At 64.4% G+C, this 15,094-nt stretch carries 20 protein-coding genes and 2 pseudogenes; 13 read left to right on the top strand and 9 right to left on the bottom strand.

The genetic code is table 11. The annotated features are described in order from the left end of the window. Positions 1 to 41 precede the first annotated feature (41 nt). The 3 genes and pseudogenes from ACQ86E_RS00465 (at position 42) to blaOXA (ending at position 2,764) form a co-directional block, all read left to right on the top strand. Positions 42 to 1,616, top strand: a pseudogene (locus tag ACQ86E_RS00465) (flagellar hook-length control protein FliK). After that, on the top strand, positions 1,613 to 1,873 hold the full coding sequence (locus ACQ86E_RS00460) for an EscU/YscU/HrcU family type III secretion system export apparatus switch protein (RefSeq protein ID WP_431203756.1): 261 nt from the start codon (positions 1,613 to 1,615) through the stop codon (positions 1,871 to 1,873). Before ACQ86E_RS00465 ends, ACQ86E_RS00460 begins: the two are co-directional and overlap by 4 nt. A gap of 72 nt (positions 1,874 to 1,945) precedes the next feature. Beyond that, the gene (gene blaOXA / locus ACQ86E_RS00455; RefSeq protein WP_431203755.1) at positions 1,946 to 2,764 is read left to right on the top strand and encodes a class D beta-lactamase; all 819 of its coding nucleotides are present in this window, start codon (positions 1,946 to 1,948) and stop codon (positions 2,762 to 2,764) included. 113 nt (positions 2,765 to 2,877) lie between these two features. On the opposite strand, the gene ACQ86E_RS00450 is transcribed toward blaOXA, so the two are convergent. Continuing rightward, positions 2,878 to 3,471, bottom strand: a complete 594-nt coding sequence (locus tag ACQ86E_RS00450; RefSeq protein WP_431206639.1) for a hypothetical protein — start codon at positions 3,469 to 3,471, stop codon at positions 2,878 to 2,880. 164 nt (positions 3,472 to 3,635) lie between these two features. Continuing rightward, positions 3,636 to 4,052 (bottom strand): DUF4260 domain-containing protein, encoded by a 417-nt coding sequence (locus ACQ86E_RS00445; RefSeq protein WP_431203754.1) that lies wholly within the window; start codon positions 4,050 to 4,052, stop codon positions 3,636 to 3,638. Between the two features lie 150 nt (positions 4,053 to 4,202). Between ACQ86E_RS00445 and ACQ86E_RS00440 the strand changes: the two genes are divergently transcribed. The 4 genes from ACQ86E_RS00440 (at position 4,203) to ACQ86E_RS00425 (ending at position 7,056) form a co-directional block, all read left to right on the top strand. After that, positions 4,203 to 5,735, top strand: coding sequence for an acyl-CoA carboxylase subunit beta (locus ACQ86E_RS00440; RefSeq protein ID WP_151649672.1), 1,533 nt, complete (start codon positions 4,203 to 4,205; stop codon positions 5,733 to 5,735). Between the two features lie 34 nt (positions 5,736 to 5,769). Next, a complete protein-coding gene (locus ACQ86E_RS00435) occupies positions 5,770 to 5,982 on the top strand; it encodes a hypothetical protein (protein WP_431203753.1) in 213 nt (70 codons plus the stop codon). Beyond that, the gene (locus ACQ86E_RS00430) at positions 5,979 to 6,647 is read left to right on the top strand and encodes a Fic family protein (protein ID WP_431203752.1); all 669 of its coding nucleotides are present in this window, start codon (positions 5,979 to 5,981) and stop codon (positions 6,645 to 6,647) included. The genes ACQ86E_RS00435 and ACQ86E_RS00430 overlap by 4 nt, the downstream gene beginning before the upstream one ends. 61 nt (positions 6,648 to 6,708) lie before the next feature. Beyond that, positions 6,709 to 7,056, top strand: coding sequence for a hypothetical protein (locus tag ACQ86E_RS00425; protein ID WP_431203751.1), 348 nt, complete (start codon positions 6,709 to 6,711; stop codon positions 7,054 to 7,056). A 28-nt stretch (positions 7,057 to 7,084) separates the two neighbouring features. Here ACQ86E_RS00425 and ACQ86E_RS00420 read toward each other — a convergent pair whose 3' ends face one another. Beyond that, a complete protein-coding gene (locus tag ACQ86E_RS00420; protein WP_431203750.1) occupies positions 7,085 to 7,234 on the bottom strand; it encodes a hypothetical protein in 150 nt (49 codons plus the stop codon). A gap of 103 nt (positions 7,235 to 7,337) precedes the next feature. Next, entirely contained in the window at positions 7,338 to 7,988 is a 651-nt protein-coding gene (locus tag ACQ86E_RS00415) for a glutathione S-transferase family protein (RefSeq protein ID WP_431203749.1), read from the bottom strand. 145 nt (positions 7,989 to 8,133) lie between these two features. Between ACQ86E_RS00415 and ACQ86E_RS00410 the strand changes: the two genes are divergently transcribed. Both ACQ86E_RS00410 and ACQ86E_RS00405 read left to right on the top strand, forming a co-directional pair. After that, positions 8,134 to 8,448, top strand: a complete 315-nt coding sequence (locus ACQ86E_RS00410) for a hypothetical protein (protein ID WP_431203748.1) — start codon at positions 8,134 to 8,136, stop codon at positions 8,446 to 8,448. A 109-nt stretch (positions 8,449 to 8,557) separates the two neighbouring features. After that, a complete protein-coding gene (locus ACQ86E_RS00405; RefSeq protein WP_431203747.1) occupies positions 8,558 to 8,830 on the top strand; it encodes a twin-arginine translocation signal domain-containing protein in 273 nt (90 codons plus the stop codon). A 138-nt stretch (positions 8,831 to 8,968) separates the two neighbouring features. On the opposite strand, the gene ACQ86E_RS00400 is transcribed toward ACQ86E_RS00405, so the two are convergent. The 3 genes and pseudogenes from ACQ86E_RS00400 to ACQ86E_RS00390 form a co-directional block, all read right to left on the bottom strand. Then, complete coding sequence (locus ACQ86E_RS00400) at positions 8,969 to 9,211, bottom strand: GCG_CRPN prefix-to-repeats domain-containing protein (RefSeq protein WP_015685441.1); 243 nt, start codon at positions 9,209 to 9,211, stop codon at positions 8,969 to 8,971. A gap of 208 nt (positions 9,212 to 9,419) precedes the next feature. After that, complete coding sequence (locus ACQ86E_RS00395; RefSeq protein ID WP_431203746.1) at positions 9,420 to 9,926, bottom strand: hypothetical protein; 507 nt, start codon at positions 9,924 to 9,926, stop codon at positions 9,420 to 9,422. A gap of 65 nt (positions 9,927 to 9,991) precedes the next feature. Next, a pseudogene (locus ACQ86E_RS00390) lies at positions 9,992 to 10,689 on the bottom strand (metalloregulator ArsR/SmtB family transcription factor). Between the two features lie 148 nt (positions 10,690 to 10,837). Here ACQ86E_RS00390 and ACQ86E_RS00385 point away from each other — a divergent pair. From ACQ86E_RS00385 to ACQ86E_RS00375, 3 genes are read left to right on the top strand one after another with little or no spacing between them, the layout of a single operon-like run. Next, entirely contained in the window at positions 10,838 to 11,146 is a 309-nt protein-coding gene (locus ACQ86E_RS00385) for an NIPSNAP family protein (protein ID WP_375314113.1), read from the top strand. A 23-nt stretch (positions 11,147 to 11,169) separates the two neighbouring features. Beyond that, positions 11,170 to 11,520, top strand: coding sequence for an antibiotic biosynthesis monooxygenase family protein (locus tag ACQ86E_RS00380; protein WP_431203745.1), 351 nt, complete (start codon positions 11,170 to 11,172; stop codon positions 11,518 to 11,520). Positions 11,521 to 11,574: 54 nt separating this feature from the next. Beyond that, the gene (locus ACQ86E_RS00375) at positions 11,575 to 12,384 is read left to right on the top strand and encodes an isocitrate lyase/PEP mutase family protein (protein WP_431203744.1); all 810 of its coding nucleotides are present in this window, start codon (positions 11,575 to 11,577) and stop codon (positions 12,382 to 12,384) included. Positions 12,385 to 12,444: 60 nt separating this feature from the next. On the opposite strand, the gene ACQ86E_RS00370 is transcribed toward ACQ86E_RS00375, so the two are convergent. Beyond that, positions 12,445 to 12,840, bottom strand: a complete 396-nt coding sequence (locus ACQ86E_RS00370; RefSeq protein WP_431203743.1) for a hypothetical protein — start codon at positions 12,838 to 12,840, stop codon at positions 12,445 to 12,447. Between the two features lie 143 nt (positions 12,841 to 12,983). Between ACQ86E_RS00370 and ACQ86E_RS00365 the strand changes: the two genes are divergently transcribed. Further along, on the top strand, positions 12,984 to 13,628 hold the full coding sequence (locus ACQ86E_RS00365; RefSeq protein WP_431203742.1) for a trimeric intracellular cation channel family protein: 645 nt from the start codon (positions 12,984 to 12,986) through the stop codon (positions 13,626 to 13,628). A 114-nt stretch (positions 13,629 to 13,742) separates the two neighbouring features. On the opposite strand, the gene ACQ86E_RS00360 is transcribed toward ACQ86E_RS00365, so the two are convergent. Next, entirely contained in the window at positions 13,743 to 14,948 is a 1,206-nt protein-coding gene (locus ACQ86E_RS00360; protein WP_431203741.1) for a c-type cytochrome, read from the bottom strand. Between the last annotated feature and the right edge of the window lie 146 nt (positions 14,949 to 15,094).

Genomic DNA, 15,094 nt, shown 5'->3' with positions numbered 1-15,094 from the left:
GGCCTTAGGGTGGGCACTAGCTTTCCCCGGGCCGCCTTCAGATGCCGACGCCGATAAGCTCGATTCTTCCCGTCAGTGCTGCCAGCCCCGTGGCTGATGCGGCAACACCCGATCTCGTGCTTCAGGCAGGCAGTGTCGTCGACGCCAGGGTCGTCAGTGTGATGGCTGACAATCTGGTGCGGATCGCGATCGCCAATCTGTCGATGGACGTGATGTCGGAGGTGTCGCTAACACCAGGGCAAAATCTCCAGCTCGCGGTCTCGAAAAACGACGGCACCATCCGGCTTGCGGTGATGAGCGGGGCAGGCGAGGCGACGGGGGATCAGATCACGTTGACGTCTCGGGCGGCCTCGCTGGTGGAGAGCCCGTCGCTGGCGCCGTCTGCGATTGCCGCACGCAATACGCTGACGCCGTTGGAGCAGGCCGCGGTCACCGCCGCTTCGGCCGATGCGGCCACGAAACAGGGCAGCCAGGCGCCGCTGTTCGCCAATCTGGCCTCCGTCGTCACCGGCAGCGATCTGCCGGGGGGCTGAAGCAGGCGATGCTGGACGTGCTGGCGCAGCAGACGCCGCTCAATGCCGGGCTCGACGGCGGCGATATCGAATCCGCCTTCCAGAAATCCGGCTTGTTGCTCGAGGCCTCACTGGCCGCGGGCGCGACGCCGTCCTCCGGTGCGATGCCGGACCTGAAGGCCGCGCTGCTGGTGTTGCGGCAGACGCTGGCTACACTCGACACCACCGCGCCACAGGGCGCAGCGCATCCCGCGAGTGCCACAGGGGCACCGCAGGTCGCCGCCGCGGCGGCGGGAGGCGAGGCGACCGGCGAAGCGTCCCAGATACCGCGCAACACCAACCCGGCTGCCGCCGTGCTCGCCGACATCGCCGGTAGCCCTCCGCAGGCCACAATGACCCGCACGATGAGTGCCGGCGTTGCCGCGGCTCTTCTGCAGGAAGTCGCTCAAAATCTGTCGCGCATGACGGGCAACGTCCCCGGCTCGAACAAAGCCGTACCCGACGGCCATATTTTCGAGGCCGCCGCGCACACGACGCCACCGCCATTCCGTGGGGCACTGCCGGCGCCGCAGGCGGTCGCTTCGGCCTCGCTCGCACCCGATACGCCGCTTTCCGCCACGGTGCACCGGCTGCTCGACGATACCGAGGCCGCAATTGCACGGCAGACCCTGTTGCAAGTCGCCTCGCTGCCCGATCGCACCGATGCCAGCGGTCACCGCACCGACCGGGCCGTGCCGCAGTGGAATTTCGAGATTCCGTTCGCGACGCCGCAGGGCACCGCGATGGCGCAGTTCGAGATCTCACGCGACGGCGGCAACGAGATCCGCCGATCCCGCCAAACGCGCCTGGCGCGCGCGCTTCACGCTCGATGTCGAGCCGGCCGGCCCCGTGCATGCGCTGATCACGCTCAACGGCGACAAGACCTTCGTGCGGATGTGGGCGGAGCGCTCCGCGACCGCTCAGCAGCTTCGCGCCGGCATCGGTGAGCTCAATCAGGCCCTGACGCGGGCCGAGCTCAAGCCCGGCGACATCCTGGTCCGCGACGGCACGCCGCCGCAGCCGGTACCGCCACGCGCCGGTCACTTCCTGGATCGCGCCACATGAGCGATCCGTCCAAGCTTGCCATTGCGCTGCATTACGAGAAGGGCAGCAACGCGCCCATCGTCGTCGCCAAGGGCAAGGGCACGATCGGCGAAAAGATCGTCGAGATCGCCAAAGCCAACGACATCCCGATCGAGGAGAACGAGATCCTGGCCGGCGCGCTGTCCAAGGTCGAGCTTGGCGAGGAGATCCCGCCCGACCTCTACAAGGCCGTCGCCGAAGTGCTGGTGTTCGTGCTGCGGCTGTCGGGGCGGCGCTGAGGGCGCTGTCATCGTTTCACCACGATATCGGCTGCATGCTCGCGCCGCATCTCCCAATTCAGGACGTTTGACGTGATCACCCGTCGCTCCACCCTCGGCCTTCTCGCCGCTGCCGCGGTCTTGCCGCAGCGCTCGCTCGCCCATGTCGCGCCGCCGCGCAACGAGATCCGCGACAGCCTGGCAAAGCGCTTCGCCGATCTCGGCACGTCGGGCACCTTCGTCGGCTACAAGGTCGAGGACTATCTGATCGTCGCAAGCGACAAGGAGCGCTCAGGCGAGGGCAAGCTGCCGGCCTCGACCTTCAAGATCCCGAATTCGCTGATCGCGCTGGAGACCGGCGTGGTCGGCGATCCTGACAAGGACGTGTTTCCGTGGGACGGCGTGAAGCGTTCGATCGAGGCCTGGAACAAGGATCACACGCTGCGCAGCGCCATCGCGGCGAGCGCGGTGCCGGTCTATCAGGAGATCGCGCGCCGCATCGGCCAGGAGCGCATGCAGAAATATGTCGACCTGTTCGACTACGGCAACCGCGACATCGGCGGCGGCATCGACCAGTTCTGGCTCACGGGAAATTTGCGCATCGATCCGATCGAGCAGATCGATTTCATCGACCGGCTGCGCCGCCGCGCGCTGCCGATTTCCAAGCGCAGCCAGGATCTGGTCGCCGACATCCTGCCGGTGACCAAGGTCGGCGAGAGTGTCATCCGCGCCAAGTCGGGCCTGCTCGGTGCCGAGCGCGGCGAGCCGTCGCTCGGCTGGATGGTTGGCTGGGCCGAGAAGGGCGAGGCGCACACGGTGTTCGCGCTCAATATGGATTGCACCGAGCCGCGCCTCGTAGGCGAGCGGATGCCGCTGACGCAAGCCTGCCTTGCCGCGATCGGCGCGATTTGACGCACGATGAGACGAGCCCAACTGAAGCCGCGGCGGAGGTCTGCTACCTCTCCCCGCAAGCGGGGCGAGGCAAGGCGGCATCGCACGTCGGTAGTGACGAGCTGTAATTCCTCTCAGGCCCCGTCGGCCTTCTTCACCGTCAGGGCCTGGTCGATGGCAAAGCCGCCGATCTCGCTCATCGCCTGCGAGATCACGTCGCCCTTGCGGGCAAATCCTGCGGAGAGGAAATCGAACTGGGTGCGCGCCAGCCGCAGCACCTCGATCGGCACGGAGACCACCGTCTCATTGAAGCTGTCGACGGAGGCGCGCAAGCTGTCGAGCTCGGTGGTGAGCTTGCCGATATGGCTCTCCGCATGCTGCATCAGGCCGAGCAGCTTGTCGCGCTCGGCATCGAATGCGGCGCGCTCAGTGGCGGCCGCCGCCGTCACGTCCGCCAGTTGGGCCCGCAGCGCCTCGATCTGGCTGACCATGGCGTCGGAGGCGAGCTCGGCGGCCTCGCGCAGCTCGGTGCTGCGCGTGCTCTCTTCCTGCTGTTGGTGATAGAGCCGTTCGGCCGTCATCGCCCGCTGCGCCAGCGACTCGATCAGCGATGCGGCGCGCAGCAGCATCTCGCCGTTCCGCCCCGACACCATGCTGGCCATGCGGCGCAGAAAGTCGGTGGTTTCGGACGATGAGTTCGGCGGCAGGGGGACGACCGTCGCGGACATGAGGTGATGCTTGAGCCAAAGCGTCATGATCACCGCCGTACCGACTGGGCTCACGCAACATTCGGCGCCTGATCGTAAGCGTTGAGCAAGCCTGAATCGGCAGGCCGGGTCAACCGGGCGGGCCGCCAAATTTGCGGGCGGCGTCCGCTGTCGGAGCCCGCAGGTCAGGCGTCCTTCTGCCGCCCGATCCGCCCCAGATGGGTGAAGCCGAACCCGGCCGCGTATTTCAGCCCATAGCCCAGCGCCCGGTCGAGGCCGATATGGGCGAGCCAGATCAGGGCGATGGACAGGGTGAGCGGCGAGGCGAGGCCGAAGCCCAGCGTCAGCAGCGTCACCGGGGCCATGTAGCTGTGGGCGGCGTTGTAGACCATCGCGCCGAATTTGGCGTCGGAGAGGTATGCCAGGAAGCTGAGATCGGGCACGAAGAACAGCAGGGCGAACACCAGCCAGGAGCCGTCCCAGGACGCATAGAGCAACACCATGCCCAAGAACAGGGTCAGGCCCTCCAGCCGCAGCATGATGTTGACGCCGCCCGTCACAGCGCCGGTCTCGGCGCCGGTCTTGGCCGTTCCTTGGTCCATCGTCGTCTCTCCAGGCAAAACTTTGTAATTCCTTGCGCTTTGGCGCTGCGGCAAGGCAGCCCTACGGCGCCGAAAGCCGCTTCCCGGCCCGCAAAATGCCGTGTTAGAACCCCCGGCAATCGCATTTAGGCTAAGAACTGGCGGGAGCAAATGAAGAATATCCTGGACGCCCTTGAAGATCGTCGTGCCGGCGCGAAGCTCGGCGGCGGGGAGAAGCGCATCGAGGCGCAGCACGCCCGCGGCAAGCTGACCGCCCGCGAGCGCATCGAGCTGCTGCTCGACAAGGGATCGTTCGAGGAGTTCGACATGTTCGTCGAGCACCGCTCCACCGAGTTCGGCATGGAGAAGAACAAGGTGCCCGGTGACGGCGTCGTCACCGGCTGGGGCACCGTCAACGGCCGCAAGACCTTTGTCTTCGCCAAGGATTTTACGGTGTTCGGCGGTTCACTCTCCGAAACGCACGCGCTGAAGATCACAAAACTCCAGGACATGGCGATGAAGGCGCGGGCGCCCATCATCGGCCTCTATGACGCGGGCGGCGCCCGCATCCAGGAAGGCGTCGCCGCGCTCGCCGGCTATTCCTACGTGTTCCGCCGCAACGTGCTCGCCTCGGGCGTGATCCCGCAGATCTCCGTCATCATGGGCCCCTGCGCCGGCGGCGACGTCTATTCGCCGGCGATGACCGACTTCATCTTCATGGTGAAGAACACCAGCTACATGTTCGTCACCGGCCCGGACGTGGTGAAGACCGTCACCAACGAGGTCGTCACGGCGGAAGAGCTCGGCGGCGCCTCGGTGCACGCCACGCGCTCCTCGATCGCCGACGGCGCCTTCGAGAACGACGTCGAGACGCTGTTGCAGATGCGACGCCTGATCGACTTCCTGCCGTCCAACAACAGCGACGGCGTGCCGGAATGGCCGAGCTTCGACGACATCGGCCGCGTCGACATGTCGCTCGACACGCTGATTCCCGACAATCCGAACAAGCCCTATGACATGAAGGAGCTGATCCTCAAGGTCGTGGACGAGGGCGATTTCTTCGAGATCGCGGACATGTTCGCCAAGAACATCGTCACCGGTTTTGGCCGCATCGCCGGCCGCACCGTCGGCTTCGTCGCCAACCAGCCGATGGTGCTGGCCGGCGTGCTCGACAGCGATGCGTCACGAAAAGCGGCGCGCTTCGTTCGTTTTTGCGACGCGTTCAACATCCCGATTGTCACCTTCGTCGACGTGCCGGGCTTCCTGCCGGGCACCGCGCAGGAATATGGCGGCCTGATCAAGCACGGCGCGAAGCTGCTGTTCGCCTATTCGCAGTGCACCGTGCCGCTGGTCACCATCATCACCCGCAAGGCCTATGGCGGCGCCTTCGACGTCATGGCCTCCAAGGAAATCGGCGCCGACATGAACTACGCCTGGCCGACCGCCCAGATCGCGGTGATGGGCGCCAAGGGCGCGGTCGAGATCATCTTCCGCTCTGATATCGGCGATCCCGACAAGATCGCCGCGCGCACCAAGGAATACGAAGACCGCTTCCTGTCACCGTTCATCGCCGCCGAGCGCGGCTACATCGACGACGTCATCATGCCCCACTCGACCCGCAAGCGGATCGCGAGGGCGCTGTCGATGCTGAAGGACAAGAAGGTGGAGACGCCGGCGAAGAAGCACGACAATTTGCCGTTGTGAGCAAGCTCACAGTGGTTTTCACATACAGAATCGCATGGTGCCCCAGAGCGGACTCGACTATATTGTTGCGATGATCGACGCTCTTAAGAAACTCATCGAAGCTGCCAAGTCCGCGAAACCATCCCCGGAACACCGGGAGGAGCAGCGGCGCAGCTTCGTGTACGGCAACACCCATTTCGAGAATGCGCTCATTACGCGTGAAATGGTGGACCGAGAGGCCGAGAAGTTGGCCAGGGACGAGAAATGACAGGCGACGAGCGTGAACGGCGTGATAGCCGCGCGCTCGAACCTGAGTTAATTACAGATCCCCAGCAAAAGGCCGCAGCGGAAGCTCGGAATGGGTTCCGCCAGTACGACGCAGCTATTAGTGCGATCCAGGCGGCTCTTGAGCGCGGCTCATTCAAGCTCCGCCCCTCTCTCATTCTCGGATTACAGCGAGAGGCCTTGGCAGGCATCAGTTCCTACGCTGGCAATTATCGCCCCGGTGGTGTTGCCATCGAGGGAAGTCGGCACGAGCCCGTCGGCGCACATTTGGTGCCGGAACTCGTTGAAGACATGTGCGATTACGTCAATGACCATTGGGAAGCCAGCACACCGATTCACTTGGCTGCTTATGTCATGTGGCGATTAAATTGGATTCATCCGTTCGCGGATGGAAATGGTCGCACCTCTCGAATTGTCTCATACGTTGTGCTGTCAATTCGGGCTGGCGCGCTGCTGCCCGGCACGCCGACGATACCGGATCAAATCGTCGACAACCGAAAGCCCTATTTCGACGCCTTGGACGCTGCCGATATGTCCTTCCGGGACAGCGGCCGGATCGATGTTTCGGAGATGGAAGGTTTGTTGGCTTCGCTCCTGGCGAACCAACTCGCGGAATTCTATAAATCCGTTGGGGGCAAGCTTACTTAGTTATCAAGAATTCTGCCGCCAAGCTCCATTCGTAATCGAGCTCCGTAAATCCAGAAACCCAATGACCGAAGACGATCTGACTGACGAGATTTCCCAGATCGAAAACCGGATCGAGGCGCTCGCCGAGATCGCCGAGCGGTGCCGCAAATACATTCTGGCGTCCAAGATCGCCGTCGGCAGCGGCGGCGCGCTGCTGCTGGTCACGATCCTCGGCCTGTTCGGGATGGGGCAGACCGCAGCGCTTGGCTCGATCGCTCTTGTGCTGGGCGGGATCGTGTCGCTCGGCTCGAACGTCAGCACGTTGCGGCAGACCGAAGATGCCATCGGCGCTGCCGAGGCGCTTCGCGCGCAGCTGATCAGCAGGATTGATTTGCGCGTGGTGGCCGATACACCGATGAAGCTGGTGTGACGCGGCGCTCGGCGAGCGCCAACGCGCCTTACGCGGCCCTGCGCGTCAGGTCCTGCAGCTCACCGCGGCATTCGGCCGCAAAAGTTTGAAGTCGCTGTGCGGTTTGCTGGTCGAGGATCGCTTTCGCCAGCCGCTCGGCGCGGGCAAGCTGCTCTTTCAGATATGCGATGCGGGCCATGTCTCACCTTCCGCAGGGGATTTGAATGACAATTTGAAGCAAATTGCCTGGTTCCGATGGCTTTGAGCCTAGGGCTACCAACGGGTTAAAACTGTGCGGTTCGTCACGCTTCGCGCGCCGCATCCGCCGCGGCGAAATGCGCCATCTGGTCCGCGTGGGCCTTGGCGAAGGCCGGGCGGCCCGTTGCGCGCGCGACGTACGCGCGGCAGGCGGGATGATCCGCCAGCCCGTCGAAACCGTCGACGACGCGCAGCACGTCCGACATCAGGATGTCCGCGACCGAGAAAGATCCCGCCAGCCATTCGCGCCCAGCCAGCACCGGCTCGAGATGCTTGAGGCGAAGCTTGAGAAAGTCGTCGACGAATTTCCACGCTGCGGTGTCGGTCGGATGGCCCATGAACTGCGACATGCCCCAGGGCAGGCTCGCCATCTCGACTGAATTGAGTGCGGCGAACACCCATTCCGTCGCCTCGCTCTGGCCGCGCGGATCTGACGGCATCAGCTTTGCGCTGAGTCTTCCCAGATGCAGCAGGATCGCGCCGGTCTCGAAGATCGAGAGGTCGCCGTCGGTCAGCCACGGCACCTGGCCGAACGGCTGGTGGGCGAGATGTTCGGGGCCCTTGTCGCCCGACACTCTGGCGACGCGATAGGGCAAGGCTGCTTCTTCCAGCGCCCAGCGCACGCGAAGGTCGCGCACGAAGCCGCGCGGGGCTGAGGGAACCCAGTCGAAGGTGGTCAGCGTGAGGTCGGCCATGCGGTGTCTCCATCTGCTGTTCGAACTTGTGCTGTTCAAAGCAAGGACGGGCGAAGGGCGCGCGTTCCGACAGGGCTGCCAACTCTTTTTGTCGCCGGCGCGGGTACCGTCTATGCTGTGGGCAAACAGCAGGAGGAAATCAAAAATGCCCGCCGCCTACTTCGTCGTCCGCGCCACCGTCACCGATCCCTCGAAGCGCGCCGCCTTCGACAAATGGTACGAGACTGAACATGTGCCCGACGCGGTGAAGGCGTTCGGCGTCAGCAAAGCCTGGCGATTCTGGAGCCTGGACGATCCCTCGCTGCACCAGGCCATGTATCAGTTCGACGATGAGGCCAGGCTGGCTGCGATGCTGAACGGCGATGCGCTGAAGCAGCTCGTTGCCGATTTCAACCGCGACTGGCCCGATGTGACGCGCACGCGCGATACGCTGGTGCTGGCGCAGGCGTTTGGAACGTAGCTTCCTGTCGGCTTTGCAATGAACCTGAACGCGGGATTCAGCGGCAGTTCATGTCGCCACAGCGACACTTCGTTTCGCATCACCTGAGCGATAGCCGAGAGGACATGTCATGGAACGCCGCAATTTTCTGAAACTCGCATTCGGTGTCGCGGCGGGAGCCGCCGCGTTCACCACCGCCGCACAGGCCGCGCCGCTGTCGCCGCGGCCGCTCGGTGATGTCGGTGGGCCACAAGGCAATCCGGACGCGCATCCCGCCGTCACCACCGGAGAGGAGGCAGCCCATCTCAAGCCTGAACAGGTGCACTGGCACGGCCATCACCGCCACTGGCGTCACCGCCACTGGGGCTGGCGCCGTCGCCGTTGGCATCGCCGCCACTGGTAAGCTCCACACAAGCCATGCTCTGAGCGGGGATCGCAATTGCGGTCCCCGTTTTGATTCTCGGACGGGCGTCAGGCGCTCAAAAAGAAATGGCCGCGCAGCTCTCGCCGCGCGGCCATTCTGCAATGCAAGAAGATCAGATCAGAACGGACGGCAGCGACCGGCGTACCAGCGGAAACCATAGGGGCACACGCGCGGACGCACCACCACGACCGGCGCGGGGCGGGGCGCCACGACGACGACCGGCGCACGCCGGGCCATCGGCTGGCAGCCGCCATACGGGCCGCGATACCAGCCGGGGCCGCAGCCGCCGGCGGCGCTGGCCGCCTCGCTGAAACCGACGACCGCACTGGCGAGCATTACGGCGGCGAACATATACTTCATTCTGATCTTCCTTCTCGTCCTTGGGGGCAGATTCTCGAGGAGCGGCGCTTGCGGCGCACAATGAATCAAAAGACACGATTCGACATGTTAAATTTTGCAACATGCCGACACGTCGCGATCCAAACCTGCCAATCATGACCTGAATGCGGCATGAACGCAGCTAGCGCATCGTTGTGCCGGTGGCGGCTGGAGGTAGCGTCTGGATGCCTCATTCGATCTTCGGCGAGGTCTCGAAATTGCCGTCGGTATTCATCGTGTACAGATGCTTCAAGCGGCCGCCTTCGCCGAGCAGGTAGTAGTGATTGCCGATAGCACCGGTCTCGTTGCGCGCGCCGCGGAAGACGATGAGACGGCTGCTGGCACGGCTGACTACGGCGTCGAAATCGTCGCCGACCTCCCGCCAGCCGGACACCGTGAACAGCTCGGTGATGCGGCCGGTGCGGGCATCCAGCAGCACGGGGGCGACGCAGGCCGAACCGCAGGGCAGCTTGACGACGTAATAGTGGCCGGCCGCGCTGACCTTGTCGTCACTGATGGCGTGATCAAACTGTTCGCGGACGTCGCGCAGGTATTGGTTGTGCAGGCGCGGCCTGGCCGGTTTTCCGGTGAAGACTTTGGCCGGATAGTCGACGAATTTGGGGACGATATCCGCGTGGACCGGCAGGATGTACCCCGCAATGAGCAGGGCAGGAAGCAGGCGTAGCAGGCGGTACATGGGGCTCTCGAAACCTCGCCCCGATTGGTCGCCCGGCCGGGCGAATGGTTCAAGAGTTGCGAGGGCTAGCCGCCATCATTCCCGAACAGCGCCGCAAACTGCTTTTCGCCGGTGCGGGTGAAATTCACCACGCGGCTGCCGGGCGTGGCATCGCGCGCGGCCCATTTCAATTCGGCGAAGCGATGCATCATGGCGGCGCCGAGCGTGCCGGCGAGATGGCGGCGGCGCTCGCTCCAGTCGAGGCAGGCCTTGCACACCGGGCGGCGCGGATGGGTCAGCATGTCGGGCGAGATCTGCAGATGTTTGGCCAGGAAGCGTTCGCCTTCGGGCGTCAGCTCGATGTCCTGCTTCTTCTGCCTGATCAGGTTTCGCGTGCGCAAGGAGTCCAGCATCTGCACGCCGAGATCACCGGCAAGATGGTCGTAGCAGATCCGCGCGCGGCGCAGCGCAGGATCCTTCGGCCCGGTACGGACGCGCATGTGGCCCGTGCGCGCCGCAAGCCCCGCAAGTCCTCGAGCACGCCGGCGACATCGTCGTCGGTGAGGCGGTAGTAGCGGTGGCGGCCCTGTTTCTCCGGTTCGATCAGTCCGCCGGCCTCGAGCTTCGCCAGGTGCGAGCTCGCCGTCTGCGGCGTGATGCCGGCTTCCTGCGCCAGCTCGCTCGCGGTGAGCGCGCGGCCGTTCATCAGCGCTGTGAGCATGTTGGCGCGTGCGGGATCGCCGACCAGCGCGGCGACCATGGCGATGTCAGGTCCCGATTTCATGCTTCGATGGTAGCCGAAGCATTGTCGTCGGGCAAGGGCGTAGCGTGTTGCCACAAACTCGTCATTGCGAGCGAAGCGAAGCAATCCAGACTGCTTCAGCGGCGACGGTGTCGCTTTGCCCGTTGCAACGACCAATCAGGAGACCGCCATGTCCGTCACCGTCTTCATCCGCTACCAGCTCGATCCCTTCAAGCGCGCGCAGTTCGAGGAATATTCGAAGCGCTGGCTCACCATCATTCCGAAATGCGGCGGCGACCTGATCGGCTATTTCATGCCGCATGAGGGCACCAACAACATCGCCTTCGGACTGATCACCTTCGAGAGTCTGGCCGCCTACGAATCTTATCGCGCGCGGCTGCGGCAGGATACCGAGGGCATGGCCAACTTCCATTTCGCCGAGGAGCACAAATTCATCCTCGCCGAAGAGCGCACCTTCCTGCGCAAGGTGGTATTGTAGGCCACCAACGCAAGGAGACGCCCATGATCGCCGTGATTTTCGAAGTCTGGCCCAAACCGGAACATCGCCAGGACTATTTCGATCTCGCAGCCGATCTGAAGCCGATCCTGCAGACCATCGACGGCTTCATCTCGGTCGAGCGCTTCGAGAGCCTGACCGACAAGGGAAAGATCCTGTCGGTGTCGTTCTGGCGGGACGAGGCCGCCGTGCAGGCCTGGCGCAACACGATGGAGCACCGGCGCACTCAGGCCAAGGGCAGGGCGCAGATCTTTTCCGATTATCATCTGCGCATCGCCAGCGTCGTCAGAGACTACAGCATGACCGATCGCGCGCAGGCCCCGAAGGACAGCCGCGCGGTTCACGACGCGCACTAGCGTTTGCATCCACGCGAGCCTATGTCTGCGCGGCTATTATCCAGGGAGAGAAACATGCACGTGACAACCGCTGACAAGCGCGAGGCGTTCAGGAAGATGCACGAGAGCGGCTGCTTCATCCTGCCCAATCCGGTCGATGTCGGCAGCGCCAGGGCGTTGCAGCATCTCGGCTTCAAGGCGCTGGCCTCCTCCAGCGCGGGCTTTGCCTGGACCATCGGCAAGGCCGACAACCATGTCACCGTCGAGGATGTCTGTCAGCATCTGGCAGCATTGTGCTCGGCCGTCGACATCCCCGTGAATGCGGATTTCGAGGGCGGCTTCGCGGTCGAGCCGGACAAGGTCGCTGATCATGTCGAACGCTGCGTGCGCACCGGCGTTGCGGGCCTGTCGATCGAGGATTCCACCGGCGACAAGGACAAGCCGATCTACGAGCGCGCGCTCGCGGTCGAGCGCATCAAGGCTTCGCGCAAGGCGATCGGCGACAGCAATGCCATGCTGGTCGGCCGCTGCGAGGCCTATTTGTGGGGCGTCACCGATCTCAAGTTCGTCATCGACCGGCTGACCGCTTACGCCGAAGCCGGCGCGGACTGCCTCTACGCGCCGGGCCTGAAGAGCCGCGAGGATATCGCCGCGGTGGTGAAGGCGGTGCACCCGAAGCCGTTCAACCTGCTGATCGGTGCATCCGGCCTGTCGTTGCGGGAGGCCGAAGATCTCGGTGTGCGCCGCATCAGCGTCGGCGGCTCGCTCGCACGTGCCGCCTGGGGCGGCTTCATGCGCGCCGCCAAGGAGATGGCGGAGAAGGGGACGTTCACCGAGCTTGCCGGCGGCTATCCCGGCGGCGAACTCAACAAGATGTTCCATTAACGAAAAGCGGCGGGACCTTTCGGGTCCCGCCGCGCTCACGCGTTATCACGAATTGTACTTCTACTTCGCGCCCTCGGTCGGCGCGACCGGAGCCGGAGCCGACGGCTTGCTCGGCGCAGCGCCCGTGGTCATGCCGGGCTCGGTGTTGTTGCGCGGCGTCACGTCACGCATGCCCGGAGGCGTGGCCGGGTTGGCGGGCGCGGTCTGCTGGGCGGTCTGTGTAGTCGGCGCGTTGCTCGCCTGGTTGCTCGTGCTGCTGTTGTTCAAACCATAGAACACGGCGCCCAGCACCAAGGCGACCGCAACGGCAAACACGGCAATCCTGCCGCTGGAAGCGGGGCCTTCGGCAAGTTCGGGATCGGCCTGAAGTTCGGCATCCCGGCGCGCCGCGCGAGCATACTCATCCTCGGCGAGGTTCGGGCGATACGGATCGTTCGGAAAACGCTCGTCAGCCATCTTTGGATCTCCTCGTTTATTGCGCGGGGACAACCCCTAGATGCGAGATTCCGTTCCGTCCTCCCTGTGCTTTCGTCGCATGTTGCCCCCCGCAGGGAATCGGGAACCTGTTAGGTTCCACCGTTAGCGAAGGGAACAAGGGAATGTGGAGCCTGCCGCCGAGCGATAGCGTGCTGCATTTCCTGTCCCTGGTTGCCGTCGCTGCGCAAGGCATGACTGCTGCGCTCGCGGCGGGCAGGCGCAGCATGGACTGGTTGGGGGTCTGCTTCCTCGGCTGCATCACTGCGCTCGGGGGCGGCACGCTGCGCGATCTCTTCCTCGGGCACTACCCGCTGGCCTGGGTGCAGAGCCCGATCTATCTGGCGCTCGCCGGCGGCGCGGCCTTCCTCACCATTCTGACCGCGCGCCTCGTGCACCGGCTCAGGCTCGCCTTCATCGTGCTCGATGCGATCGGCCTCGTCGTCTTCACCATGGCCGGCTGCGACATCGCCTGGCAGATGGATGCCACGCTGCCGATCGTCATCGTCTCCGGCATGGTCACGGGCTGCGCCGGCGGCGTGCTGCGCGACGTGCTCTGCAACGACGTGCCGCTGCTGTTTCGCTCGGAGCTCTACGCCACTGTTTCGGCGGCCACCGGCCTGTTCTATGCCACCGCCTTCGGCTTCAATCTCAATGCCGAGCTCTGGACCATCTTGACGTTCGTCCTCGGCATCAGCTTCCGCCTGCTGGCGGTGCGCTACAAATGGGAGATGCCGAAATTCGTCTTCACGGGGGATGAGGAGAAGTAGCTCCATCCGCGCCGTCATTGCGAGCGCAGCGAAGCAATCCAGACTCTTTCCGCTGAGGGACTCTGGATTGCTTCGCTGCGCTCGCAATGACGAGGAGGAGACAATGGAGATCCACTATTCCTTCCGCGCCTTCGCCACTTGCGCCGGCGTCACCATCAGGCCCGCATTGCCCCAGGAATTGCGGATGTAATTGGTGACCGCCGCGATATCTTCGTCGGACAATTGTTTGGCATAGCTTGGCATCTCGCCAGTATTCGGCGCGCGCGGCGTCGTCACGGTGTGGGCGCCGTCGAGGATGATGCGCAAGGTGGAGGACGGATTGATCGATTGCAGCAGCGCATTGCCCGGCAGCGGCGGATAGATCCGAGGGCTGCCCGTGCCGTCGGCTTCATGACAGGCGATGCAGAGTTTTGCGTAGACGGCCTGGCCGGCCTTCATCTCGGCCTCGCCGGGCGGCGTCACGATCGTCTCGCGCCGCGCCGGCGGCAGGCTCTTCAAATAGAGCGCGATCGCGCGGACATCGGCATCGCTCATCTTCGACGTGGAATTGACGACCACCTCCGCCATTAGCCCGCCGGCATGGCTCCTGGCGTTGCGCCCGCTCTGCAGATATTCGACGATGTCCTGCGCGCTCCACGATTTCAGCCCGGTGCGTGCTGCACCATCGAGCCTTGGCGCATACCAGCCGCCGATCTCGCTGCCGGCGAGCGCCTGCGTGGTCTTGTCTGCGCCAAACCAGTTCTTCGGCGTGTGGCAGGCGCCGCAATGGCCGAGCCCGGTGACGAGATAGCCGCCTCTGTTCCACGCCGCGCTCTGGCTCTGATCCGGCTCGAACAGGCCGGGCTTGAAGAACATGGCGTTCCAGACCCGCATCAGGCCGCGATAGCCGAACGGCCAGCGCAGCTCCGGCGGTTTGTTCCGGCTCGCGACGGGCGGCAGCGTGCCGAGATAGGCCCGGATCGCCAGCGTGTCGTCCTTGGTCATCTTCGTGAAGTAGGGGTAGGGGAACGCCGGGTAATAGTTCGAACCGTCCGGCGCGATGCCGGTGCGCAACGCGCGCGTGAAATCGGCATCCGCCCAGGCGCCGATCCCGGTCTCGCGATCGGGCGTCAGGTTCGGCGCGTAGATCGCACCGAAGGGCGTGTCGATGCGCTTGCCGCCTGCGAACGGTCTTGCCGGATCGGCGGTGTGGCACCCCGCGCAGTCGCCGGCCTCGACCAGCGCCTTGCCGGAGGCGATCAGTTCCGGCGACGGCTCGGCAGCGAGGGCCACGCTTGCAACCGCACTGCACAAGAACAGTCCCGCCAGAATCGTCCGCATCCAGAGGCCTCCTGCGACCAATCACCCCGTCCCGCATGATACCTGCGTCACGTCGTTGCGCGATGGCGGGGGTATGGTGACACAAATTGAAAATCGCCGATGCCTTGTAGCCACGAAATTGCGATTTTTACCCGGCGCTCCCTTTG

It is taken from the genome of Bradyrhizobium betae, from assembly GCF_050632175.1.
In the GTDB taxonomy this organism is placed as follows: domain Bacteria; phylum Pseudomonadota; class Alphaproteobacteria; order Rhizobiales; family Xanthobacteraceae; genus Bradyrhizobium; species Bradyrhizobium betae_B.
The sequence above is the reverse complement of the archived record's forward strand: the minus strand, read 5'-3'. Positions and strand labels throughout refer to the sequence as shown.